Origin of the sequence: Actinoplanes sp. NPDC026623, assembly GCF_040638275.1 — a bacterium.
Classification (GTDB): domain Bacteria; phylum Actinomycetota; class Actinomycetes; order Mycobacteriales; family Micromonosporaceae; genus Actinoplanes.
In genome coordinates, this window is the sequence record NZ_JBEZXZ010000002.1 from 83,232 (window position 1) to 105,846 (window position 22,615).

The 22,615-nt window shown below is 73.2% G+C and carries 19 protein-coding genes and 1 tRNA gene; 10 read left to right on the forward strand and 10 right to left on the reverse strand.

Annotated features, from left to right (window positions below):
- The first annotated feature begins 30 nt into the window (after positions 1 to 30).
- Together AB0F10_RS01110 and AB0F10_RS01115 are read left to right on the forward strand one after the other, a co-directional pair.
- Entirely contained in the window at positions 31 to 2,805 is a 2,775-nt protein-coding gene (locus AB0F10_RS01110; protein ID WP_360619647.1) for an alpha/beta fold hydrolase, read from the forward strand.
- The gene (locus tag AB0F10_RS01115; protein ID WP_360619649.1) at positions 2,802 to 3,656 is read left to right on the forward strand and encodes an ABC transporter permease subunit; all 855 of its coding nucleotides are present in this window, start codon (positions 2,802 to 2,804) and stop codon (positions 3,654 to 3,656) included. Before AB0F10_RS01110 ends, AB0F10_RS01115 begins: the two co-directional genes overlap by 4 nt.
- Here AB0F10_RS01115 and AB0F10_RS01120 read toward each other — a convergent pair.
- Both AB0F10_RS01120 and AB0F10_RS01125 read right to left on the reverse strand, forming a co-directional pair.
- The gene (locus AB0F10_RS01120; protein ID WP_360619650.1) at positions 3,646 to 4,971 is read right to left on the reverse strand and encodes a HAMP domain-containing sensor histidine kinase; all 1,326 of its coding nucleotides are present in this window, start codon (positions 4,969 to 4,971) and stop codon (positions 3,646 to 3,648) included. The genes AB0F10_RS01115 and AB0F10_RS01120 overlap by 11 nt on opposite strands.
- Positions 4,968 to 5,654: a response regulator transcription factor gene (locus AB0F10_RS01125; RefSeq protein WP_360619652.1), complete on the reverse strand. Its 687-nt coding sequence runs from the start codon at positions 5,652 to 5,654 to the stop codon at positions 4,968 to 4,970. The genes AB0F10_RS01120 and AB0F10_RS01125 overlap by 4 nt, the downstream gene beginning before the upstream one ends.
- A 36-nt stretch (positions 5,655 to 5,690) precedes the next feature.
- Between AB0F10_RS01125 and AB0F10_RS01130 the strand changes: the two genes are divergently transcribed.
- The gene (locus AB0F10_RS01130; RefSeq protein ID WP_360619654.1) at positions 5,691 to 6,293 is read left to right on the forward strand and encodes a DNA mismatch repair protein MutL; all 603 of its coding nucleotides are present in this window, start codon (positions 5,691 to 5,693) and stop codon (positions 6,291 to 6,293) included.
- Between the two features lie 15 nt (positions 6,294 to 6,308).
- Here the strand turns inward: AB0F10_RS01130 and AB0F10_RS01135 are convergent, their stop codons facing one another.
- On the reverse strand, positions 6,309 to 7,094 hold the full coding sequence (locus AB0F10_RS01135) for a DeoR/GlpR family DNA-binding transcription regulator (protein WP_360619656.1): 786 nt from the start codon (positions 7,092 to 7,094) through the stop codon (positions 6,309 to 6,311).
- 187 nt (positions 7,095 to 7,281) lie between these two features.
- Between AB0F10_RS01135 and AB0F10_RS01140 the strand changes: the two genes are divergently transcribed.
- The 3 genes from AB0F10_RS01140 (at position 7,282) to nagA (ending at position 10,297) form a co-directional block, all read left to right on the forward strand.
- Positions 7,282 to 8,205 carry a sugar isomerase gene (locus AB0F10_RS01140; RefSeq protein WP_360619657.1) on the forward strand — a complete coding sequence of 308 codons (924 nt, stop codon included), beginning with the start codon at positions 7,282 to 7,284 and terminating at the stop codon, positions 8,203 to 8,205.
- 68 nt (positions 8,206 to 8,273) lie between these two features.
- Positions 8,274 to 9,200 carry an ROK family protein gene (locus tag AB0F10_RS01145; protein ID WP_360619658.1) on the forward strand — a complete coding sequence of 309 codons (927 nt, stop codon included), beginning with the start codon at positions 8,274 to 8,276 and terminating at the stop codon, positions 9,198 to 9,200.
- Entirely contained in the window at positions 9,197 to 10,297 is a 1,101-nt protein-coding gene (gene nagA, locus AB0F10_RS01150; RefSeq protein WP_360619660.1) for an N-acetylglucosamine-6-phosphate deacetylase, read from the forward strand. Before AB0F10_RS01145 ends, nagA begins: the two co-directional genes overlap by 4 nt.
- Here the strand turns inward: nagA and AB0F10_RS01155 are convergent.
- Both AB0F10_RS01155 and AB0F10_RS01160 read right to left on the reverse strand, forming a co-directional pair.
- Positions 10,263 to 11,033 (reverse strand): phosphatase PAP2 family protein, encoded by a 771-nt coding sequence (locus AB0F10_RS01155; protein ID WP_360619662.1) that lies wholly within the window; start codon positions 11,031 to 11,033, stop codon positions 10,263 to 10,265. The two genes, nagA and AB0F10_RS01155, sit on opposite strands and share 35 nt — an antisense overlap.
- Before the next feature lie 15 nt (positions 11,034 to 11,048).
- Complete coding sequence (locus AB0F10_RS01160) at positions 11,049 to 12,452, reverse strand: serine protease (protein ID WP_360619663.1); 1,404 nt, start codon at positions 12,450 to 12,452, stop codon at positions 11,049 to 11,051.
- A 112-nt stretch (positions 12,453 to 12,564) separates the two neighbouring features.
- On the opposite strand from AB0F10_RS01160, the gene AB0F10_RS01165 reads away from it, so the two are divergent.
- Positions 12,565 to 13,770 (forward strand): DUF4032 domain-containing protein, encoded by a 1,206-nt coding sequence (locus AB0F10_RS01165; protein ID WP_360619664.1) that lies wholly within the window; start codon positions 12,565 to 12,567, stop codon positions 13,768 to 13,770.
- 19 nt (positions 13,771 to 13,789) lie between these two features.
- Here the strand turns inward: AB0F10_RS01165 and AB0F10_RS01170 are convergent, their stop codons facing one another.
- The gene (locus tag AB0F10_RS01170) at positions 13,790 to 15,574 is read right to left on the reverse strand and encodes an NAD-binding protein (RefSeq protein ID WP_360619666.1); all 1,785 of its coding nucleotides are present in this window, start codon (positions 15,572 to 15,574) and stop codon (positions 13,790 to 13,792) included.
- A 117-nt stretch (positions 15,575 to 15,691) separates the two neighbouring features.
- Between AB0F10_RS01170 and AB0F10_RS01175 the strand changes: the two genes are divergently transcribed.
- Positions 15,692 to 16,543: a hypothetical protein gene (locus AB0F10_RS01175; RefSeq protein ID WP_360619668.1), complete on the forward strand. Its 852-nt coding sequence runs from the start codon at positions 15,692 to 15,694 to the stop codon at positions 16,541 to 16,543.
- On the opposite strand, the gene AB0F10_RS01180 is transcribed toward AB0F10_RS01175, so the two are convergent.
- A complete protein-coding gene (locus AB0F10_RS01180) occupies positions 16,536 to 17,135 on the reverse strand; it encodes a peroxiredoxin-like family protein (RefSeq protein WP_360619669.1) in 600 nt (199 codons plus the stop codon). The genes AB0F10_RS01175 and AB0F10_RS01180 overlap by 8 nt on opposite strands.
- Positions 17,136 to 17,202: 67 nt before the next feature.
- On the opposite strand from AB0F10_RS01180, the gene AB0F10_RS01185 reads away from it, so the two are divergent.
- On the forward strand, positions 17,203 to 17,808 hold the full coding sequence (locus AB0F10_RS01185) for a TetR/AcrR family transcriptional regulator (protein ID WP_360619671.1): 606 nt from the start codon (positions 17,203 to 17,205) through the stop codon (positions 17,806 to 17,808).
- Between the two features lie 21 nt (positions 17,809 to 17,829).
- Here the strand turns inward: AB0F10_RS01185 and AB0F10_RS01190 are convergent, their stop codons facing one another.
- Both AB0F10_RS01190 and AB0F10_RS01195 read right to left on the reverse strand, forming a co-directional pair.
- A complete protein-coding gene (locus AB0F10_RS01190) occupies positions 17,830 to 18,255 on the reverse strand; it encodes a GNAT family N-acetyltransferase (RefSeq protein WP_360619673.1) in 426 nt (141 codons plus the stop codon).
- A gap of 36 nt (positions 18,256 to 18,291) precedes the next feature.
- Positions 18,292 to 18,368 (reverse strand) — tRNA-Thr (locus AB0F10_RS01195).
- Positions 18,369 to 18,541: 173 nt separating this feature from the next.
- Between AB0F10_RS01195 and ugpC the strand changes: the two genes are divergently transcribed.
- Complete coding sequence (gene ugpC, locus AB0F10_RS01200) at positions 18,542 to 19,627, forward strand: sn-glycerol-3-phosphate ABC transporter ATP-binding protein UgpC (RefSeq protein ID WP_360619675.1); 1,086 nt, start codon at positions 18,542 to 18,544, stop codon at positions 19,625 to 19,627.
- A gap of 65 nt (positions 19,628 to 19,692) precedes the next feature.
- Here ugpC and AB0F10_RS01205 read toward each other — a convergent pair whose 3' ends face one another.
- Positions 19,693 to 22,590, reverse strand: coding sequence for an Hsp70 family protein (locus AB0F10_RS01205; protein ID WP_360619677.1), 2,898 nt, complete (start codon positions 22,588 to 22,590; stop codon positions 19,693 to 19,695).
- Positions 22,591 to 22,615 lie beyond the last annotated feature (25 nt).

Sequence of the window (22,615 nt, forward strand, 5' to 3'; positions counted from 1 at the left end):
CGCTCAGCGGCACCCCGCTAGCGTGAGCGCATGTCTGCCCTGCCTACCCGGCTACGCCGTGCCCTGCCCAGAGCGACACGGCGCCGGGTGGTGTCAGGTTCGGTGGTCCTGGTGCTGCTCGCCGCCCTGGTCTGCTGGGCAGCACTGCCCGAGCGCAAGTCCTGGACCGCCGTCGACCAGCGCCTGACCGTGCTCTCCGGTCCCGCGGGCACCGAGCCCGTCGACCTGGACACCCGCTTCTACCTGCCGTCCGGCGGGGACCAGAAGGTGCCGGCGGTGCTCCTGGCGCACGGCTTCGGCGGCTCCAAGAACTCGGTGAGCGACGACGCGGAGTCGCTGGCCGACCGCGGCTACGCGGTGCTGACCTGGACCGCGCGTGGCTTCGGCAACAGCGGCGGCGAGATCCACCTGGACAGCCCCGACTACGAGGTCAGGGACGCGCAGCGGCTGCTGGACTGGCTGGCCGCGCAGCCCCGGGTGCGGACCGACGCGGCCGGGGACCCCCGGGTCGGCGTGGTCGGCGGCTCGTACGGCGGCGCGCTGGCGCTGCTGCTCGCCGCGCAGGACCCCCGGGTCGACGCGATCGTTCCGCTGATCACCTGGAACGACCTGGGCAGGGCGTTCTTCCCGCAGTCGGCCGCCGCGCCGAGCACGCCGGGCGTGTTCAAGAAGAGCTGGGCCGGCCTGTTCTTCGGCGGCGCCTCGTCGTCGGTCGAGGACCTCGCCCGCGGCCCCGGCGCCGCGCCGCCGGTCCCCGCGGATCCCGCCTGCGGGCGCTTCGCGGCCGACGTCTGCGCCGCGTACCTGAAGATGGCGACGACCGGCACGCCGGATGCCGCCTCGGACGCGCTGCTGCGGCGCTCCAGCCCGGCGCCGGTCATCGACCGGATCAAGGCGCCGACGCTGCTCATCCAGGGCGCGGTCGACACGCTCTTCCCGCTGTCGGAGGCGGACGCCAACGCCCGCGGCATCGCGGCGACCGGCACGCCGGTCCGGGTCGCGTGGTTCACCGGCGGCCACGACGGCGGCGCCGGCCCGCAGACCGACCAGGACCGCACCAAGTTCCTGACCGCGCAGTGGCTCGACCACTACGTGAAGAAGAACGGCGACGCGCCGGCGAACAGCTTCACCTACTCGCGGGTGGCCGGCTTCAGCGCGCTGGACCGCGGGCTGGTCACCAACGGTTACTCCGATCCGACATATCCTGGGCTGACCGGGACGGGCCGCGCGGACGTCGCCGTCGCCGGCCGGGCGCAGGAGATCGCCAACCCGCCGAACGGCAACCCCGGCGCCCTCTCCTCGCTGCCCGGCGTCGGCGGCCAGGTCGGCTCGCTGCTCGGCAGCGTGGCCGGCGACCTCGCCGGCCAGCACGCCGAGTTCGACTCGGCGCCGGTGCCGAGCGCGATCGAGGTGGTCGGCGCGCCGAGTTTGCGGCTGAAGGTCGCGTCCGGAACCGGGTCGGCGACGGTCTTCGTGAAGCTCTACGACGTCGACCCGAACGGCGCCGCGACGCTCAGCGGCGGGCTCATCGCCCCGGTCCGGCTGACCGGGCTGCCCGCCGACATCGCCGCCGCGCCCGCGGTCACGGTGACGCTGCCGGCGATCGTGCGCCGGATCGACGCGGGCCATCTGGTCCGGGTCACGGTCGCGACCTCGGACCAGGCGTTCCTGACCCCGCCGGAGCCGGTCACCTACACGGTCGCGGTCGAGCCGGCGGTCACCCTGCCGACGGTGGTGGGCACGCCGATCGCGAACCCGCAGGTGATCTGGCGGTACGTGCTCGCCGGCCTGATCGCGGTCATCGTGGCCGGCCTCGTCGTGGTCCTGGCGGTGCGCCGCCGCCGGCTGCGCCGCCAGCAGGCACCCACGATCGACGAGTACGCGGAGACGCCGCTGGTGGTCCGCGGTCTGCGCAAGGCGTACGGGGACGGGTTCGTCGCCGTCGAACGGGTCGACTTCACTGTCGAGCGGGGCCAGGTGGTCGGCCTGCTGGGCCCGAACGGCGCGGGCAAGACGACGACGCTGCGGGTGCTGATGGGCCTGACCATGCCGACCGAGGGCGACGCGCTGGTCTTCGGGCACCGCCTCGAGCCGGGCTCGCCCGTGCTGTCGCGGGTCGGCGCGCTGGTCGAGGGGCCGGGCTTCCTGCCGCACCTCACCGGCCTGGAAAACCTGCACGCGTACTGGCAGGCGTCCGGCCGGCCGGCCGGGGACGCCCGCTTCGACGAGGCGCTGGAGATCGCCGGGCTGGGCGACTCCATTCATCGGCGGACCAAGAACTACAGCCACGGCATGCGGCAGCGCCTGGCGATCGCGCAGGCGATGCTCGGCCTGCCGGAGTTGCTGGTGCTGGACGAGCCGACGGACGGCCTCGACCCGCCCCAGATCGCGGAGATGCGCCGGGTGCTGCGGCGCTACGCGACGGACGGCCGGGCGGTGCTGGTCTCGAGCCACCTGCTCGCCGAGGTCGAGCAGACCTGCACGCACGCGGTGGTGGTCAACAAGGGCCGGATCGTGGCGTCCGGCCCGGTCGACGACATCGTCGGCGACTCGCCGTCGGTGCAGCTCGAGGTCTCCGACGTCGACGCCGCCGCCACGGTGCTCGCCGGGCTGAACGTCCGCTCGGTGACGCCGGACGGCACGTCGGGCCTGATCGTCGACATGAACGGCACGCCGCGCGCGGAGGTGGTCGCGTCGCTGGTGCGCGCCGGCGTCGGGGTGGACCGGGTGGTGCCGCGGCGCCGCCTGGAGGACGCGTTCCTGGCCCTGGTGGGCGACAACTCGCGAGGAAGTGGAGACCGATGAGCGCGGCCGCTACCGGTTATCGGGCGACGAAGACCCTGCCCCTGCTGGCGGAGGTGCGCCGGCAGGCCTCGCGCCGGCGTACCCAGCTGGCCCTGGGCTTCATGGCCCTGTTGCCGGTCATCATTCTGCTCGCCTTCGAATTCGGCGGGGACGGCGACGACGACAACGGCCGGGGCGCGTTCTCCAGCCTGGTCGAGCTGGCCACCTCGGGCGGCCTGAACTTCGCCCTGTTCAGCATCTTCGTCTCGGCCGGCTTCCTGCTCGTCGTGGTGGTTGCCCTGTTCTGCGGCGACACGGTGGCGAGCGAGGCGAGCTGGGGCAGCCTGCGCTACCTGCTGGCGATCCCGGTGCCCCGGGCGCGGCTGCTCGGCGCGAAGCTGATCGTGGCGCTGGGCTACTCGCTGCTGGCGCTGCTCACGCTGGCCGGCACCGCCCTGCTGATCGGCACCCTGCGGTACGGCTGGCATCCGCTGGGCAGCACCGTCTCCGCCGAGATCCCGGCGGGCGAGGGGGTGCTGCGCCTGCTGGCGATCCTCGGCTACCTGGCGGTGGTGCTGATGGTGGTGGCGGGCCTGGCCTTCCTGCTGTCGGTGCTGACGGACGCGGCGCTGGGCGCGGTCGGCGGCGCGGTCCTGCTGTGGATCCTGTCGAGCATCCTGGACCAGATCACCGCGCTGGGCTCGATCAGGGACTTCCTGCCGACCCACTACAGCGACGCGTGGCTGGGCCTGCTGTCGACCCCGATGCAGACGGACGACGTGGTGCGGGGCGCGATCTCGGCGATCTCCTACGCGACCATCTTCTGGTCGCTGGCGTTCTTCCGCTTCACCCGCAAGGACATCACCTCGTAAGCCGCCGCCGGCCGGCCACCCGCGGGCCCGGAATCGCGGGACCCGGCTCCGGCACGCCCAGCAGCATCGCGATCCGCGCGCCGCCGAGCGGGCTGCGCTCGATGGTCAGCCTGCCGCCGGCCGCCTCGGCCACCCGCCGCACGATGTCGAGCCCGAGGCCGGAGGAGCCGGCCCCGCTGACCCCGCGCTGCACCGCGTTCGCCGGGTCGCTGATGCCGGGGCCGGCGTCGTCGACGAACAGGCCCGCCGCGGAGACGCCGACCCGGAACGCGACGCCCTCGGGCGTGTGCGCGAAGACGTTGCCGAGCAGGGCGTCGACGGCCAGGATCAGCTCGCTGCGCGGCAGCGGCACGGGCACCGGCCGGTCGCCGCCGACCACCTCCCACGGCCGCGCCTGGTCCTCGGCCAGAGCGGACCAGAAGGCGAGCCGATCGGCGAGCACCTCGACCAGGTCGGAGCTCTGCGTGCCGCGGGCCTCCACGCCGAGCCGGGCACCCGCGATGATCGCCTCGAGCTCCGAGTCGAGCATGTCGCAGGCCTGCCGCATCCGGTCCGCGATCAGGCTCGGCGGCATGGCGTCCGCGTCGAGTCGCAGCGCCGTCAGCGGCGTGCGGAGCCGGTGCGACAGGTCAGCGGCGAGTTCGCGTTCCGCGTCGAGCAGCCGGCGCAGGTCGCCGGCCATCGTGTTGAAGGCCAGTGCGGCGTCGCGCAGCTCGCGCGGCCCGGACGGCTGCACCCGTACGGCGAGCTCGCCGGCGCCGAGCCGGCGGCTGGAGTCGGCCAGTCCCCGGGTGGCGCGGACCAGGCGGCCGCCGAGCCGGTCGGCGACGAGCACCGAGCCGCCGACGAGCACGATGGCGAGGCCGCCGAGCGCCAGCCAGGCCGGCCAGACCCCGCGGCGCATCTCCTCGTCGGTCACGAAGACCTCGATGACCACCGCGCGCCCGTCGCTGAGCACGCTGGGCTGCAGGTAGGCGATCCCGCCGGTGGCCGCGGCGGTCACCGGGCGGCGGTATCGGTTGGCCGAGGCGATGTCGTCGGCGGTGACGTGCGTGGCGCCGACCGGTTCGAGGCCCGGCAGGTGGATGGCGAGCCGGCCCGCCCCGCCGGCGACGGTGCTGGCGACCGCGCTGGTCAGCAGCTGCGGGTCGGCGTCGACGGCGAGGGCCGCGACCATGGCCGCGGCCTGCTGGCGGGCGTCGCCGATGGCCCGGTCGTGGGCGATCTGCCGGGTCGCGAACGTCAGCGGCACCAGGAAGGCCAGGGCGACCATCGACGTGATGGCCAGCGCGAGCCGGTTCAGCTCCCATCTCACCGCGGTTCGACCATCATCACTCCGACGCCGCGCACGGTGTGCAGGAAGCACGGCGCGGCGGCCGTCTCGCCGAGCTTGCGGCGCAGCCAGGAGATGTGCACGTCGATCGTCTGCTCCTCGCCGATCCGCGTCTGGTTCCACACCTCGGTCAGCAGCTCGCGGCGGCTGATCACCTGCCCGACCCGTTCGGCCAGGTAAGTAAGGACATCAAACTCGCGGCGGGTGAGCTGCAGGGGCTTGCCGCGCAGCGTGGCACGGCGCTGCCGGGGCTGGATGACGAGGTCGCCGACCGTGACGGTGTTGGGCGAGGTGTCGGCGGCCACCCTGGTCCGGCGCAGCACCGCCGCGATCCGGGCCAGGATGTGGCCGGCCGAGAAGGGCTTGGTCACGTAGTCGTCGGCGCCGGCGCTGAGCAGCGTGATGATGTCGGACTCGGCACGCCGCGCGGTGGCGACGATGACCGGCACCTCGGAGACGGAGCGCATCATCCGCAGCGCGTCGGCGCCGTCGATGTCGGGCAGGCCCAGGTCGAGGATGACCAGGTCCGGCCGCTGTTCGGTAAGGATCCTCAGCGCCTCGGCCGCCTGAGCGACCGGGCGGACGACGTGGCCGGCGTCCGTCAGCGCACGCGTCAGGGCGGCCGAGATGTTCCGGTCGTCCTCGACAAGCAAAATCAGCGCCATGGGACAACATTAGGGGGAAGTGCGATCATGGCCCACGTGCGATCTCCCCGAAGCCTGGTCCCGGTGCTCGGCTGGTGCGCCGCGACCGCGACCAGCGTGGCGCTGGCCTCGGTGGCGATGCTGCCGGTGCTGCGCGCCGCCACGCCCGACGGGAGCGCCGTGGTCTCCGTCGACCAGCTGCGCGACTCCGGTGCGGTCGAGCCGTCGCCGCTGCCGGGCGGCCCGCCGGACTCGTCGCCGGAGCCGGAGGTGACCACCTCCCCGCCGCGGACTCCGAAGTCCAGGCCCAAGCCCGGCGGCGCCACCCCGTCCCGGACCTCGGCGACACCGGCCAGGACGACGCCGGCCGTGCAGACCACGACCACCATCGAGGACGGCTGGACGGTGACCACGGACGGCGCCGGCGACAAGACCTACGTGCGCTCGTTGCGGGTCGACGGCGGCCAGGCGGTGATCCGGATCACCGACGGCGAGGTGAAGGTGGTGACCGCCACGCCCAGCGACGGCTACTCGGTGGCGACGGTGCAGAACAGCCCGGACAACCTCGCGGTCTACTTCAACGAGGTCAACCACAGCTTCGTGATCCACGCGGTGTGGAACGTCGACCGCCCGTTCGTCGAGGTCAGCGAGATCGGCTGACGACCGGGCCGCCGGTCAGGCGCAGACGACCTGCACGCCCGCGTCGCGGAAGCCGTCCAGCAGCTCCGGCGGCGCCCCCGAGTCGGTGACCAGGGTCTCCACCATGCTGATCGGGCAGATCCGGGCGAACGCGTGCCCGCCGAGCTTCGACGAGTCGGCGATCACCACGACGCGCTTGGCCCGGGCGACCATCAGGCTGTTCATCGCGGCCTCGCCCTCGTGATGCGCCGCGGCGCCGAGTTCGACGTCGAGCGCGTCGACCCCGAGCAGCACGATGTCGAGCGTGACCTCCTTGAGCAGCGCCCCGCCCAGCGGGCCGACCAGCTCGAACGACTGCGGGCGCACGACGCCGCCGGCCACCACGATCTTCATCCGCGAGCGGACCAGCAGTTCGTTGGCGATGTTGAGCGCGTTGGTCACCACGGTCAGCTGGGCGCCCTCGCCGCTGGTGTTGAGGTCGGGCCGCACCGCGAGGGCCCGGGCCACCTCGGTCATGGTCGTGCCGCCGTTGAGGCCGACGACCGTGCCGGGTACGACCAGGTTCGCCGCCGCCTCGCCGATGCGCTGCTTCTCCGCCGAGTGTTTGGCGCTCTTGTAGCGCAGCGGCAGGTCGTAGGAGACGCCGTTGGCGACCGCGCCGCCCCGGGTCCTGGTGATCATCTGCTGCTGGCCGAGCTGGTCGAAGTCCCGGCGGATGGTCGCCTGCGAGACTTCGAGCTTGTCCGCGGCGTCCTCGACGGTGACCCGGCCACTCTCCGCAAGCAGCTCGAGCAGGGCATTCCACCGCGCGTACCGGTCCACCCGAGCTCCCTGCTGCACGTTTCGTGATAAGAGTGTGCACATTAGTGCGCGAAACGTCGCGAAGCAAAGAGAGTGCCTGCTCGAACACGCTACGGTGGTTGCGAACGCGCGGAGCTTCCAAGCAGAATGACGCTCGAAATAGCGGTGTACCGAACGCATCTGCGCAGGCGATTGAGGGAAAACTGCCATGAGTCACGTCAAGGTGGAAATCGCCAGTCAGCCCGACTGCTGGCTGCAGGCAGCCAAGTTGGCAGGCTCCCCCGGCCTACCCGCCGCGGGTGAGCGGGTGGCGGTCGCCGGCTGCGGCACCTCCTGGTTCATGGCCAAGGCCTACGCCGCCCTGCGCGAGGAGGCCGGGCTCGGCGAGACCGACGCGTTCCAGGCGTCCGAGTTCCCGACGGGCCGCGCGTACGACCGGGTCGTCACGATCACCCGCTCCGGCACCACGACCGAGGTCATCGACCTGCTGGACGCCCTCGACGGCCGCACGCCGACCACGGTGATCACCGCCGACGGCGCGGAGCCGGCCGCCGGCCTCGCCCGGGACGCGATCGTCCTCGACTTCGCCGACGAGCTCTCGGTGGTGCAGACCCGCTTCGCCACCAGCACGCTCGCCCTGCTCCGGGCCCACCTCGGCACGGACCTGGAGCCGATCGCCGCGGACGCCGAGGTCGCGGTCCGGCTGCCGATGCCGGTGCACCCCGCGCTGGCCAAGCAGATCACCTTCCTCGGCCGCGGCTGGACCATCGGGCTCGCCGAGGAGGCGGCGCTCAAGTGCCGCGAGGCCGCCACGTGGTGGGCCGAGGCGTACCCGGCGATGGACTACCGGCACGGCCCGATCTCGATCGCCGGGCCGGGGCGCGTGGTCTGGGCGTTCGGCGAGATCCCGGCCGGCCTGGCCGACGACGTGGAGGCCACCGGGGCCGCGTTCGTGCACAGCCGCTACAACGGCGGCTACGCCGCCCTCGGCAGCTGGCGCGGCGGCCGGGCCCCGCTCGACCCGATGGCGGACCTGGTCGTGGCGCAGCGCGTCGCCGTGCTGCTCGCCACCAGCCAGGGGCTCGACCCGGACCACCCCCGCAATCTCACCCGCTCGGTCGTCCTGCCGTGACGCCCCTCAGACACCACCGGACGCAGCGCGGCGTCGATACCCGCAAGCGCTGACGAAGGGGCAGGACCGTGAGCAACGACGTCGTGGTGGCGCTGGACGTTGGCGGCACCGGAATGAAGTGCGCCCTGGTGCGGCCCGACGGCGCGGTGCACCACACCGAACGACACCCGACGCTGGCCGCACGCGGGCCCGAGGCGGTCACCGGGAACATCCTCGACATCGCGGCCGGCCTGGCCGACCGCGCCCGCGCTGACGGGCTCCGGCCGGTCGCCGCCGGGGTGGTGGTGCCCGGCGTGGTGGACGAGGAGACCGGCACCGCCGTCTGGTCGAGCAATGTCGGATTCCGCGACGTGCCGCTGCGCGACCTGACGTCGGCGCGGCTGGGCCTGCCCGCGACGCTCGGCCACGACGTCCGCGCCGGCGGCGTGGCCGAGGCCCGCCTCGGCGCGGGCCGCGACGAGCGCAACGTGCTCTTCATCGCCATCGGCACCGGCATAGCCGCCGCACACGTCGTCGACGGCAAGGCCTTCGGCGGCGCACACGGCGCGGCCGGCGAGGTCGGGCACGTCATCGTCCGGCCCGGCGGGCCGCCCTGCGGCTGCGGCGCCCGCGGCTGCCTCGAGTCGGTGGCCTCGGCCTCGGCGGTCGGCCGGCGCTACGTCGAGCTCTCGGGCATCGAGGACGTCACCGCGTTCGACGTGGCCACCCGCGCCGCCGCCGGCGAAAAACTGGCGAACTCCGTCTGGACCGAGGCGATCGAGGCGTTCGCGGACGGGCTGCTCACCGCGCAGGCCCTCTACGACGCGGGGATCGTGGTGCTCGGCGGCGGGCTCGCCGAGGCCGGGGAGGAGCTGCTCGCGCCGCTGCGGGTCGCGCTGGACGCCCGGATCACCTTCCACCGGATGCCGCGGATCGTGCGCGCGGCGCTCGGCGACACCGCGGGCTGCCTCGGCGCGGCCCTGCTCGCGCTCGACAGCCTGGGAGCAACCCCTTGACGGAGAAGATCAGCGGCCGCGTCGTCCGGCCCGGCGCCGTCGTGCCCGGGTACGTCGAGGTGGACGGGCCGACGATCCTGTCCGTCTCGGCGCGGGGCGACGCCGGCGACGACATCATCGTCCCCGGCTTCGTCGATCTGCACTGCCACGGAGGCGGCGGGCACACCTTCACCCAGGGCGACCCGGCCGCCGCCCGCGCGGCCGCCGCGTTCCACCTGCGGCACGGCACCACGACGATGCTCGCCAGCCTGGTCAGCTCCCCGTACGAGCTGATGCGCGACGCCACGGCGGCGTACCTGCCGCTGGTCGCCGACGGCGCGATCGCCGGGCTGCACTTCGAGGGGCCGTACCTGTCGCACGCCCGCTGCGGTGCGCAGAACCCGGCGTACCTGCGCGATCCGTCGCTGGAGGAGCTCACCGCCCTGGTCAAGCTCGGCGACGGCGCGGTACGGATGGTCACGATCGCCCCGGAACTGCCCGGCGCCGTGGCCGCCGTCGACCTGCTGGTGTCCAGCGGGGTCGTCGCGGCGCTGGGGCACACCGACGCGACGTACGAGCAGACCCTGGCCGGTGTCGCGGCCGGCGCGACCGTCGGCACCCACCTGTTCAACGGGATGCGCCCGGCGCACCACCGCGAGCCGGGGCCGGTCGTCGCGCTGCTGGACTCCCCGTCGATCGTCTGCGAGCTGATTCCCGACGGCTTCCACCTGCACGACGGGATGCTGCGCTTCGCGGCCCGCGCGGCCGGGCCGGACCGCGCGGCGCTGATCACCGACGCGATGGACGCGGCCGGCATGCCCGACGGCGAATACGAGCTCGGCGGCCAGGCCGTCACGGTCGCCGACCGGGTGGCGCGGCTGGTGCGGGACGGTTCGATCGCGGGCAGCACGCTGACCATGGACGCGGCGTTCCGCCGGGCGGTGGGCGCGGGCCTCGACCTGGCGACGGCGTCCGCGATGGCCTCGACGACGCCCGCCCGCGCCCTGGGCCTGGCGGATCAGGTCGGCGCGCTGGAGGCCGGGCTCCGCGCGGACCTGGTCGTGCTCGGGCCGGACCTGACGGTCAGGCGCGTGATGCGCGCGGGCGCCTGGCTCTGACCGCCCGCTCGGCCGCCGGGCGATCGATGCCGGCGGGCCGGTCGACGCCGTTGGGCAGGCCCGGCAACGGAACGGCGTCCCACGGCACCCGGGTCAACAGGCGGGCGAGCAGCAGGCCCAGCAGCAGCCCGGCCACCGAGTCGGTGACCCAATGGAAGGCCAGGTAGGTAGTGGTGAAGAACACGATGGCCGGCGGCAGCACCCGCACGGCGAGGTAGGCGCGCGGCGACAGCGGTGCCCTGCCGAGCGACCGCAGCAGCGCGCTGATCAGCAGCGCGATCACGGCATACCACGCCACCGCGTTGGCGACGTGCCCGGACGGGTAGCTCATCGCGAGCGGGCCGGACGCGGCCGGGTTGAACAGGATCTCCGGGTCCGCCCCCGTGAAGTGCGGTGCCGCGCGGTCCAGCCAGATCTTCAGCGGGCCGATCGTGGCGGACGTCAGCAGGAACGCGGCCACGATCATCAGCACCGGCCGCACCGAGCGCATCCGCCACGCCACCAGCCCGGCCAGCACGATCGAGGTCGACATCAGCACCTGACCGCCCTGGCCCAGGTAGTTGAACACCCGCAGGGTCACATACAGCGGCGTCGGGCGATGCTGGTCGACCCAGTGGGCCACCTGCACGTCAAGCGCGAGCAGGTGGCCGCGGGCGAGCGCCACGGTCAGCGCGACGAGGCCGGCGAGCAGGCAGGCGTCGAACCACCAGCCCCGGGGCCGTACGGGCATGAGCATGGCGCACACGGTACGTCAGAGATACGACCTGATCCTGCTGTTGAGCAGGTCAGCGCGGACCCCCGAGTTCGGGCAGCCGCCGAAGTGGTGCAGCGCCACCACCTTGTTGGTCTTGCGGGAGAGCACCGGGCTGCCGCTCGAACCACCCTCGGTGTCGCAGTAGTAGGAGACGTCGGAGTTCTGCGCGTACCCGTCGAAGGCCGGGTCGACCACCGCGCAGGTGCCCGCCGGCTCGCCGAGGCGCCCGGCGATCCGGGTCGGCTCGCCGGCCGGGTGCTGCGGCACGTAGAGCTCCTGGCCCTTGGCCGGCACCGCGGTGTCCAGGCTGAGGTAGCCGAACTTCTGCACCTCGGCGAAGTTGCCCACCGTGAACAGCGTGTAGTCGAGGACGTGCTCCGTGGAGAGCACCTTGTCGCCCCAGACCTTGGTCGGCTTGAAGACGTCGAAGCCGCCGCACTTGGCGCACTGATAGTTGAACCACACCTCGGTCTCGTACGCGGCGGCCGAGTTGTCGAAGCAGTGGTTGTTCGTCAGCATCCGGTTCTTGGCGCCGATCCGCCAGCCGGTGCAGAGCTCGGTGCCGTTGATCAGCAGCCGCGCGATCGACTTCGACCGGGTGTACGCCACCGGGTCGGCGGAGCGGTAGCAGACCGCGTCCGAGCTGGTGTCGCTGCCGCAGATGGACTCCTCGTGGCCGGTGGTCCCCGGCCGGGTGAGGCTCTCCGACGGAATCCGGGCCAGCTCCTTGCGGGAGAAGCCGCGGGCGACCTGGTCGACGTTCACGCCGAGCTGCCCGAGCAGCGAGCCGACCAGCGCGCCGCCGGCGCGGTGCGTCTCGACCACCGCGGTGTCGCCGGTGATCGACATGGCCCACCGGCCGGAGCCGGCGACTCCCTCGATCAGCTTCGGCGCCTCGTAGCGATAGGACTCCTCGCCCGTCGAGTCCGACACCGTCACGTAGTCGCCCGGCAGCATCGTCATGCGGCTGAAGTGCACCTTCACGTACGAGGCGTCCGGGTAGTGCAGGACCTGGCGCTCCGGGGCGCCGTACCCGAGCAGCTTGTCGATCCGCAGCAACTCGCCGACCTTCTGGCGGCCGTCGCCGCCCGCGGCCGTGCCGGACTCGGGAAGAATCTCCATGCCGGTCCCGCCCGCGGCGGGCTCCGAGGTCTTCGCCGCGGGCTTGCCGGGCGACTCGGAAGCGGCAGGCGTGCTGCTCGGCGAGGTGTTGCCGCCGGTCGCGGCCGCGGGCTGCCGCACCGACACGGGGGTACGGGTCGGGCCCGCCGCCTCCTGCCAGGAGCCGACCGGGCGAACCCCGTCCGTCGAGAACCTCCAGGCCGCCGCACTGGCCGTGCCGGCCAGTGCCAGGGCAGCACCCGCCCCGACGACGATGCTCACCACGCGTCGCAAATTCACTCCCGCCCCTCTGATCACACCGCCGATATAAGAATCAGTCCGGCTATCTCGCTTCTGTGTAACGAACCACGTGCGGCAGCGACGCGCCGTGCCGAACGTGCACACTGGCTTCGTGCGAATCACGTCCGCCCTAGTCGACCCGGCGCTGCTGGACCTGCCGTGGAGCGTTCCGCTCGAGGAGTGGCCCGCCTCCCACCTGGTCGCGTTGCCGCAGGGCATCTCGCGCCACATCGTGCGGTTTGTCAAACTCAATGACACCGTCTACGCCCTCAAGGAGACCCGGGAACGGATCGCCGAGCGGGAATACGACCTGCTGCGGGCCCTGGAGCGGATCGACTTCCCGGCCGTCGAGGCGGTCGCGGTGGTCACCGACCGGGTGGACGACGCGGGCGAGCCGCTGGAGACGGTGCTGATCACCCGGCATCTGCAGTTCTCGCTGCCGTACCGGGCGTTGTTCTCGCACACGCTGCGGCCCGAGACGATGAACAGGTTGCTCGACGCGCTCGCCGCGCTGATCGTCCGCATGCATCTGACCGGCTTCTCGTGGGGCGACTGCTCGCTGTCCAACACGCTCTTCCGCCGCGACGCGGGCGCGTTCGCGGCCTACCTGGTGGACGCGGAGACGGGCAACCTGCACCCGCGGCTCTCCGAGGGCCAGCGCAGCGAGGACATCGAGATCCTGCGGCTGAACATCTTCGGCGAGTGCCTGGACCTGGAGGCCGCCGAACTGCTGCACGAGGCGATCGACCCGGAGAAGGTTGTCGACGACATCGTGGCCCGCTACGAGCGGCTGTGGCACGAGGTCACCTACGAGCAGGAGGTCTCCCGCGACGCCCGGCACGACATCGAAGGCCGCATCCGGCGCCTCAACGACCTGGGCTTCGACGTCGCCGAGGTGGCGATGTCCACCGTGGACGGCGGCTACCGGGTCCGGCCGAAGGTGGTCGACGCCGGCTACCACACCCGCCGGCTGCTGCGCCTGACCGGCCTGGACGCCGAGGAGAACCAGGCGCGGCAGCTGCTCAACGACCTGGACGCCTACCGGGCGGAGTCGGATCTGACCGACGAGCAGCAGGCGGCGCACCGCTGGCTCACCGAGGTCTTCGAGCCGGTGGTCCGGGCGGTGCCGGCGCACCTGCGCCGCAAGCTCGAGCCGCAGGAGATCTTCTCGCAGATCATCCAGCACAAGTGGCTGCTGTCCGAGCGGGCCGGCCGCGACGTCGGCATGGCGCCCGCGGTCCAGTCCTATCTGACCGACGTGCTGGCGCACAAGCCGGACGAGCAGGCCGTACTCGGCCTCGAACCGAGCGAGCGGTAGCCCGGATCCGGCAGGGCGGTCAGGCCGGTTCCTCCGCGGCGCCGGCCAGGCCGGCCGGCGGGCTGGCCTGCTCGACCAGGGCGCGCAGGCCGGCGCGGCGGGCCACGATCAGGATGCGGTCGCCGGTCGCCAGCACCCGCCGGTGGTCCGGCGCCCAGTCCACCCACTCCGAGCCGGCCGATGTCAGGCCGATCACGCGTACGCTCAGCGGCCGGTCGGCCCGGCTCAGCGGCACCCCGTCGAGCGGGGCTCCGGCGTGGACCTGCACCTCGGCGACCAGCAGCGCGTGCCGGTCGACCGGGATGGTGGCGAGCACCTCGCGCTCCAGCATCGCCGCCGCGAAGGTCGGCGCGGCCAGCCGGGACACGCTGCGCGAGATGTTGATGTTGAAGGCGGTCTCCACCCGCTGGGCGAAGTCGTCGTCGAAGAGCCGCAGCACGACGCGGAGATCCGGGCTGACCACGCGGGCGTTCAGCGCGGCCTGCAGGTTGGTGACGTCGTCGGTGGAGACCACCACCAGCGCCTTGCTGGTGGCGATCGACGCCGCGCGCAGCGTCTCCTCCAGCGCCGCGTCGCCGACGATGAACGGCACGCCGAGCTGCCGCGCGGCCTTGGCGCCGCGGGCGTCGGCGCGGCGATCGATCGCCACCACGTCCAGGCCCAGGTCGACGAGCTGGCGCAGCACCCGGGTGCCGACGCTGCCGAGGCCGACGACCACGATGTGGTCCTGGTACTGGGTGGCGACCTTGCCGCTGTGCAGCTCGAGCCGGGCGTTGACCATGCCCTCGACCACCGCCGCGGTGATCAGCGGCAGCAGCGCGAGCCCGGCGATGGTCAGCACCAGCTGGGCGGCCTGCGCGACGCCGTTGCGCTGAATCTCCACATCGGACGATCCGACGACGGTCAGCAGCGTCACGTAGATCGAGTGCCAGAAGCCGTGGATCCGGTCGGCGTGCACCAGCACCGCGCCCGCCGCCACGGTGACGGCCAGGGTGGCCATGACCGCGATGCCCAGCTTGCGGCTCAGCGCGGCCCGCAGCGCCCGGCCCATCGCCCGCGCCGGCCGGCGCCGGCGGCGGGCCTGTATCCGGCGCTGCGCGTCGACCACCTGGCCGGTGGGACGGCCGGAGGCCTCGGCGAGCACCAGATCCGTCGGCTGCCGCGCGCCGGGCGCCGGATCCGCGGGCAGCACGTCGACGCGCCCGGCGCCGTCCGCCGCGGTCAGGGCGCAGACCAGCTTGTCCGGGCTCACCTCGCCGCGGCGCGCCACGTACAGCGTGCGGCCGGCGAGGCGGAGGTGGGTCGGCGTCACCTCGCCCAGCGAGGCCGCGACGAACGCCGGGGCGGCCATCGCCGCGTCGGACAGGACCGCGCAGTCGGCGAAGAGCCGCCGGACGCCGTAACCGAGACCGCTGTTGAACATCCGGATGACCAGCCGCAGGTCCGGCTCGACGGACTGGGCGCAGAGCGCGGCGTGCAGGTTGACCACGTCGTCGGGCATCACCAGGCCCAGGGCGGCGGCGCCCGCGAGCCCGGCGGAGCGGAACGTGTGCTCGTCGAGGCGGTCGGCGCGGATCACCCGTACGCCGCGCAGGTTGGCCAGGTCGGGAACGTCACCGCGCAGGGTGGTGGGCACGATCACGGTGAGCCGGATCCGGTGGCCCGCGTTCGACAGCTCCTCGGCGACGGTGTAGACGAGCGAATCGGCGCCACAGATCACGAAGTGCGGCCGCCCGTCGGCGCTGCGCCGCAGCCGGGACACGAACGCGCGGCCGGAGGGTTCGCGCTGGGAATCGGCGGCCATGCCCGCATGGTAGTCACGTGATCACCACCGCTTGAACGGGTCGACCCCCGAACCCTCCACGGAGGCCGTTCGTTTCCCTTTCCGAACGTTTCGTCCGAGTTTGCAGGAGGAAGATCGATGCGCAAGTGGTTCTACGCCGGGGCGGTGGTCGGCGGCTTCCTGCTGCTCGGCGCGGCACCCGCGCACGCCGACCTGATCCCCGCGCCGGCCGATGGATTGTTGCCGTCGGCCAACGGCCAAGGTATCGGGCTGGACCCGGCCGGCAGCCTCAACCTGGAGAGCCCGCTGGGCGGCGCCTCCCGGCTCGTCAGCATCAGGCCGGGCCAGAACTCCACGGACCTCCAGGGCGCCGGATCGTCCCTTTCGGACATGTTCCCGAGCGACGGCAGCCTGCTGCGGGCGCCCGGCGAGCCCATCGACAGTGAGCGGGGCTCCCGCCTGGCTCCGGCGGGCCTGCCGCTGGCCCGCAGCGGCGGCGTCACCGGCGCCCGGGCCGGTCGCGGCCTGGGCGGGCTCAGCGGCGGCCTGCCGACCGGCAACCTGACCAGCCTCATCCCGAGCGGCCTGCTCGGCGGGGGCCTGCTCGGCGGCGGTCTGCTGTCGCCGGCCGCCTCACCCAGGGAGTCGACGCTGTTCGACGGGGGCCTGCCGCTGCTCGGTGGCCTCGGCGGCCTGATGCCGGTGAACGAGACGCCGGACACGGACACGGACCCGGCCGACGACCGCGACGCCACGAGCATGCCCGCGGGCGGCACCGCGGTGGACCCGTCCGCCGTCGACCCGTCCACCGTCGGCCCCGCCGCCGACCCGGCGACCGTCGACCCGGCGACCGTCGACCCGGCCATCGACGAGCCCGTCCGGGACCCGCGGGTGCACGAGGAGCCGATCGACGACGAGGCGAGCGCCGGCAAGCGGGCCTTCTCCGAGGGCGGCCGGCCGATCGCGGGCGAGGACGAGGACTTCAAGTAGGCAGTACGGGAGTCGAGCCCGTCCCGGAGCTTCCGGGGCGGGCTCGACCGCGTTCGGCGTCCGCGGACAGGGCGAGCAACTCGTCGACCGACCACTGGTCGTAAGCGTGGGTGCCGTACTTGCTCGCGACGATCGAGCCGTCGGGGGCGATGAGGAAGTCCGCCGGCAGGCCGGTGCGACCACCCTGCGGATTGAGCGACGGGCTCCGCTCCCGCCCGCGCAGCACGGCGGCGGAACTCCGCAGCACCGCGCGCAGGATGGGCAGCCAGGCGCCGGGATTCAGCAGCGCCCGCGGCGATGCGCCGACGCCGAACTCGGCGTACAGCCTCTTGCCCGGGTCGGCGATCACCGGGAACGGCACGTCCGCGGTGTGCTCGCGCAGCAACTCGGCGGTCGAGTGGAAGACCAGCACCTCGCGGATCCCGGCCGCCTCGATCTCGGCCCGGCGCAGGATCAGCGACCGCACGTGCAGGTTGCAGACCGGGCAGCCGGCGAAGCGCCGGAACTGCAGATGCACCAGGTGCCGGGGATCCGGAACCGGCACCGGCGGACCGGTGACGGGGGTGAGTTCGCGCGCGCTGACCTCTCGCATCGAGCCTCCTCCGTAGGTGTACGTCATACTCTAACAGTTGTAGGTGTATGCCGTACGCTGTCAATCGATGCCCCGTCCCAGATCCGTCAGCCCCGACCGTCTCGCGCAGGCCACCCTGGCCGTCATCGACCGCGACGGACTCGCCGGGCTCACCATGCGCGCGGTCGCCACGGAGCTGGGGCTGACCACGATGGCCGTCTACCGCTACGTCGCGGACCGCGACGAGCTGGAGGCCCTGGTCGTCGAGGAGGTGCTCCGCACGCTCGACACCTCGCCCCCGGCGGCCGAGCCGTGGACCGAGCAGCTGAGGATCCTCACCGAGCGGATCCGCGCCGCCGTCGGCGACCACCCCGGCGTGGTCCCGCTGCTGGTCAGTCACCGGCACCGCTCGGCGGGCGTGCTGCGCTGGTCGGAGACCGTGACCGGGGTCCTGCACGCCGCCGGGTTCACCGGCCCCCGCCGGGTCGTCGCGCTGCGCGGCCTGCTCAGCTACGTGATCGGCGCGCTGCAGCTCGAACACCTCGGCCCGCTGTCCGGCAGCGGCACCGTGACCATCTCCGAACTCGCCGGCCATCCGCACCTCGCGGAGACCGCGCGCCACGCGCGCGGCGTCGGCGCCGACGAGGAGTTCGCCGGCGGCCTGTCGATCATGCTGCGCGGGCTGGCGACCTGAACCCGGCCCGGGCGGCCGCCGTCAGGCCTGGTCTCCCGGGACGAAGTCCCAGTTGAGCAGCACGAACGGGGACTCCTCGGTGGCGCCGGCCCGGCGGTAGGTGGCCTGCGCGGCCTCGTTGTCGGTCTCGGTGCCGACCCACATGCCGTAGCAGCCGCGCTCGCGGGCGATGTCGGCCAGCGCCCGGACGAGCGCGGAGCCGACGCCCCGCAGCCGGGCGACGGGCGCCACGCCGAGTTCGTAGACGAACATCTCCGTGCCCTTGTCCGGATGGGTCAGCTCGATCCCGGAGATCATGCCGACCGCCCGGTCGCCGTCGTAGGCGAAGAGCAGATGGTGGTCCGGATGCGTGAGGAACTTCTCAGTCGCCTCCGCCAGCGGCGGCCCGTCGAAAAGATCGGCGGCCAGGTGCACGGCCGCGGCGTCCACGATCCGCTCGATGCGCATGCCGACATGCTATGGGGAATTCTTTTCGTGGCGCTTTGGAGCCCCCGGTCGGAATCGAACCGACGACATCCTGTTTACAAGACAGGTGCTCTGGCCAACTGAGCTACAGGGGCGCGCGATCAGCATACCGGGAGACCATCCGGCGGGCGGAACGCCCATTGCCGGAACCGACCTTGGCAGTTACGGAAAAAAGCCTTACCGTGGCGGTCGTGTGGCTTGCCACGCGTGTTCCTCCCACTCGGATCGTCCGGCACGTTCCTGCCGGTGGAAAGGAAGTCGATTCACCATGGCTACGGTCACCTATGAGAAGGCCTCCCGGATCTATCCCGGACAGGAGCGCCCCGCGGTCAACGAGCTCGACCTCGAGATCGGCGACGGCGAGTTCCTGGTCCTGGTCGGCCCCTCCGGCTGCGGCAAGTCCACCAGCCTGCGGATGCTCGCCGGCCTCGAGGACGTGGACCGCGGTCGCATCCTGATCCAGGGCAAGGACGTCACGAACCTGCCCCCGAAGTCCCGCGACATCGCGATGGTCTTCCAGAACTACGCCCTCTACCCGCACATGTCGGTGTACGAGAACATGGCGTTCGCCCTGAAGCTGCGCAAGACCCCGAAGTCCGAGATCGACCGCCGGGTCAAGGAGGCCGCTCAGCTGCTGCAGCTGGACGAGTACCTCAGCCGCAAGCCGAAGGCGCTCTCCGGCGGCCAGCGCCAGCGCGTCGCGATGGGCCGCGCGATCGTGCGTGAGCCGCAGGTCTTCCTCATGGACGAGCCGCTGTCGAACCTCGACGCCAAGCTCCGCGTGCAGACCCGCTCGCAGATCGCCACCCTGCAGGCCAAGCTGGGCATCACCACCGTCTACGTGACCCACGACCAGGTCGAGGCCATGACGATGGGTCACCGCGTCGCGGTCATGCTCGACGGCGTGCTGCAGCAGTGCGACACCCCCCGGGTGCTCTACGACAACCCGGGCAACGTCTTCGTCGCGGGCTTCATCGGCTCCCCCGCCATGAACCTCAAGACCGTCCCGCTGACCGAGTCGGGTGCGGCGTTCGCCGAGCTCGCCGTGCCGCTGACCCGCGAGCAGGTCGCGGCGGCGAACGACGGCGGCGGCAAGGTGACCATCGGCTTCCGGCCCGAGGCGACCGACCTGGTCGCCCCGACCGAGGGCGGCCTGCCGATCGTCGTCGACCTGGTCGAGGACCTCGGCTCGGACGCCAACGTCTACGGCCACGCGGCCCTCGACGGCGGCTCGGAGCGGTTCGTGGTCCGCACCGACCGGCGCTCGATGCCGACCATGGGCGAGACCGTGTTCATCAAGCCGCAGACCAACCAGGTGCACGTCTTCCACGCCACCACCGGCCAGCGCATCTGAGTCAAGCGGCAGGAAAGGGCGGTTCCCCTCGGGGAGCCGCCCTTTTTCGTGCCCCCGCCCAAGGCTCAGTCGGCGAAGCGCTCGATGACGAAGTCCTCGTCGGCGACGCAGGCCAGGTAGGTCGTGTCCCAGGTGCAGGTCGACGTCCGGACGCCGGCCAGCGAGCCCAGCGGCACGGCGTCGTCGCCGAGGTGCTCGCCGGAGAGCGCCGGGTCGTCGGCCGAGGTCGAGAGCGCCTTCGAGAACTGCAGCATGTTGCCGCCGTCGAGCCGGCCGACGAATCCGGCCCGCGTCCACGCCACCCGGCCCTTGGCGTCGAGCAGGCTGGTCGACTCCGGCAGCGTGCTGCGGCTGGCGAGCACCGCCTCGCCGACCGTGACGATCCCGTCGACGTTCGCGACCGTCCGGCGCCAGACGACGCCCTTCCCGGCCGCGTCGATCGCCACCACCTGCGCGGAATCGGCGTCGGACGCGGTCGTCTCGACCACGCAGACCCGGTCGGCCCCGCACGAGGTCATCAGGCTGAGCCGCGCCGTGCTCGGCGCCGTGTAGAGCACCCGCGGCTCGTCGAGCTTCGCCAGGTCGTAGGCGACGATCCGGTTCGAGTCACCGGTCTCGACCACGAAGAGCCGGCCGTTGTGCGCGATGACCTGGGAGTCCGGCTCGGCCACGCTCTGCCGCGGGCCGGCCGACACCGCACCGGTCGACGCGTCGATGACCCGGGCGGACCGGTCCGCGCCGATCTGCACGATCCGGGCGTCGTCGTCGTAAGCCTCGGCGAACAGCCGCGAGGCCCCCGGCCCGGTGAGGTCGGGCTCGGTGGTCACCTTGATGACCTTGGTAGCCCCCGTGCTGTACTCGGTCGAGGGGCTCTTCAGCTCCCAGCCGACCTTGCCGTGATCGGTGACCTCGAGCCCGACGAGCCGGTTCTCCGCGCGGTCGACCAGCACGGCCTTGTCGCCGGCGAAGACCACGGAGTCGTCGCGGCCGAACCTGCGGTCCCACATCTTCTTGCCGTCGCCGGGGCCGAGCAGCACCATCCGGTGTTCGCCGGTGACCGAGTCGGCGTCGGAGATCGCGGCCACCGCGTCCGGCAGCGCGGAGAAGCTCTCCCAGCGGGTGGCGGTCCCCGCCTCGACGCTGCCCCAGAGCTTCTTGCCGCTGTCCGTGGCGGCCGCGACGACGCCGAGCGTCCCGTTGTCGTCGGTGCTCGCGAAGTAGGCGCGCCCGTCACGCAGGTTCGTTCCGCTGAAGCTGGAGGTGACGGGCACGACCGGCGCGATCCGGTGCTCATCGGTGAGCGGCCGGTACTCCAGCGCGGAGAAGCCGGGCCAGAGCAACACCACCGCGGTCGCGGCGATCCCGAGCGCCGCGGCGGTCCCGGCCGCGACGATCCAACGACCCTTCCCCCGGTACGCGGAGAGCCGCGGCCCGGGCTCAGGCTCGGGCTGCTTCGAGGCCAGCCACGGCTCGGCGTGCGGCGACACCGGGGCGGACGCGGGAGCGCCCGACTGCGGTGCGCCGGAGACCGGGTGCAGGACCGGCCCGCCCGAGTTGCCGAACGCGGCCGCCTCCCCGGTCGCCCACGGGTCGACGGGCTCGGCATAGCCCTCGCCGGGCCGGGCCGCCGGAGGCTTCGCGCCGTTGCCGCTCGCGGTTTCGGGCCTGCGCGCGGACGAGATGACCGCGCCGGACGGCAGCTCCGGACCGCCGTGCGCCATCGTATCCGTCGCCGGGGGAACCGCGGCCGCCCGCAGGGGCTCGGCCGGAGTGCTCGGCGCGTCCGGTGCCGCGCCGGCGGCCGGGATCGCGGCCAGCGCCGGGGCGGCCCGCTCCGTGGCGACGCCTTCCGGCGTCGGCGCGCCCGCCGGGATCGAAACGGAGGCGATGATCGCTCCCTCGGCCACCGGCAGCTCGGGCTGCTCCAGGACCGTCGGCGCGATGCCCAGCTCGCCGTGCAGCAGGCGGGCCACCAACGGCACCCGGGACGAGCCTCCGACCAGGAACAACCCGGCCAGGTCCGCCGGGTTCAGCCCCGCCGCCCGCAGCACCGAGCCCGCCTCGGCCACCCCCCGGCGCAGCAGCGGCCCGACCGCCGCCTCGAACTCCTCGCGGCTCAGCTGGACCGCGCGCTCGACCCCCGGCACCGGCACCGGGGCCAGCGCGGCGCGGGACAGCATCTCCTTCGCGCCGCGTACGTCGTCCCAGAACTGTCGCCGGGCCCGCCACTGCGCGAGCGTGACCGGCTCGGTCAGCGCGGCCCAGGCCGCGGGTTCGTCCTTCTCCAGCGTCGCGCCGAGGTGCGCGACCAGGGCCGCGTCGAGGTCGAGGCCGCCCAGGTCGTCGATGCCGCCGGAGGCCGCGACCGCGAAGCGCGGCAAGCCCTGTGGCGTGACGCCCTCGTTGCGGACGACGGCGACGTCCAGCGTGCCGCCGCCGAAGTCGAAGACCGCGAGCGCCGATCCGACCGGCACCGGGCGGCGCAGGACGTCCGCGAAGTAGCGGGCCGCGGCGACCGGCTCGGCCACCAGCCGGGTCGCCGGCGGCCAGCCCGCGCGGGACAGCGCGGTGGTCAGCACCGCACGGCGCTGCGATCCCCACGCCGCCGGATGGGTCAGCACCGCGGGCGGCAGGAAGCCGGTGGCGGCGACCGCCTCGCGGGCCACCGCGCCGAGCAGGGCCGCCAGCATGTCTGCCGTCGGCACGTCGGAGCCGCCGAGCAGTACCGTCTCGGTGTCGACGTGCCGTTTCGGGTTCGGCTCGAGGCGGCCCGGCTCGGCCTGGCCGAGGCGGACCGCGTCACGACCGACGTGCAGCCGGCCCGTCGTGTCGAGATAGACGGCCGACGGCAGCAGCGGCCGGCCGTCGAAGAGCAGGGGCCGGGTGCGGCCGTCCGGCCAGCGCAGCATCGCGACCGTATGCGAGGTGCCCAGGTCGACCCCGAGCACAAAGCCGTCGGTCATGCCCCCTGCACCTCCGCCACAGCTG

Coding starts and splice junctions, on each gene's coding strand:
- AB0F10_RS01110 (WP_360619647.1), top strand. CDS start 31: ATGTCTGCCCTGCCTACCCGGCTACGCCGTGCCCTGCCCAGAGCGACA.
- AB0F10_RS01115 (WP_360619649.1), top strand. CDS start 2,802: ATGAGCGCGGCCGCTACCGGTTATCGGGCGACGAAGACCCTGCCCCTG.
- AB0F10_RS01125 (WP_360619652.1), bottom strand. CDS start 5,654: ATGGCGCTGATTTTGCTTGTCGAGGACGACCGGAACATCTCGGCCGCC.
- AB0F10_RS01140 (WP_360619657.1), top strand. CDS start 7,282: ATGAGTCACGTCAAGGTGGAAATCGCCAGTCAGCCCGACTGCTGGCTG.
- AB0F10_RS01155 (WP_360619662.1), bottom strand. CDS start 11,033: ATGCTCATGCCCGTACGGCCCCGGGGCTGGTGGTTCGACGCCTGCCTG.
- AB0F10_RS01170 (WP_360619666.1), bottom strand. CDS start 15,574: ATGGCCGCCGATTCCCAGCGCGAACCCTCCGGCCGCGCGTTCGTGTCC.
- AB0F10_RS01175 (WP_360619668.1), top strand. CDS start 15,692: ATGCGCAAGTGGTTCTACGCCGGGGCGGTGGTCGGCGGCTTCCTGCTG.
- AB0F10_RS01180 (WP_360619669.1), bottom strand. CDS start 17,135: ATGCGAGAGGTCAGCGCGCGCGAACTCACCCCCGTCACCGGTCCGCCG.
- AB0F10_RS01185 (WP_360619671.1), top strand. CDS start 17,203: ATGCCCCGTCCCAGATCCGTCAGCCCCGACCGTCTCGCGCAGGCCACC.
- AB0F10_RS01190 (WP_360619673.1), bottom strand. CDS start 18,255: ATGCGCATCGAGCGGATCGTGGACGCCGCGGCCGTGCACCTGGCCGCC.
- ugpC (WP_360619675.1), top strand. CDS start 18,542: ATGGCTACGGTCACCTATGAGAAGGCCTCCCGGATCTATCCCGGACAG.
- AB0F10_RS01205 (WP_360619677.1), bottom strand. CDS start 22,590: ATGACCGACGGCTTTGTGCTCGGGGTCGACCTGGGCACCTCGCATACG.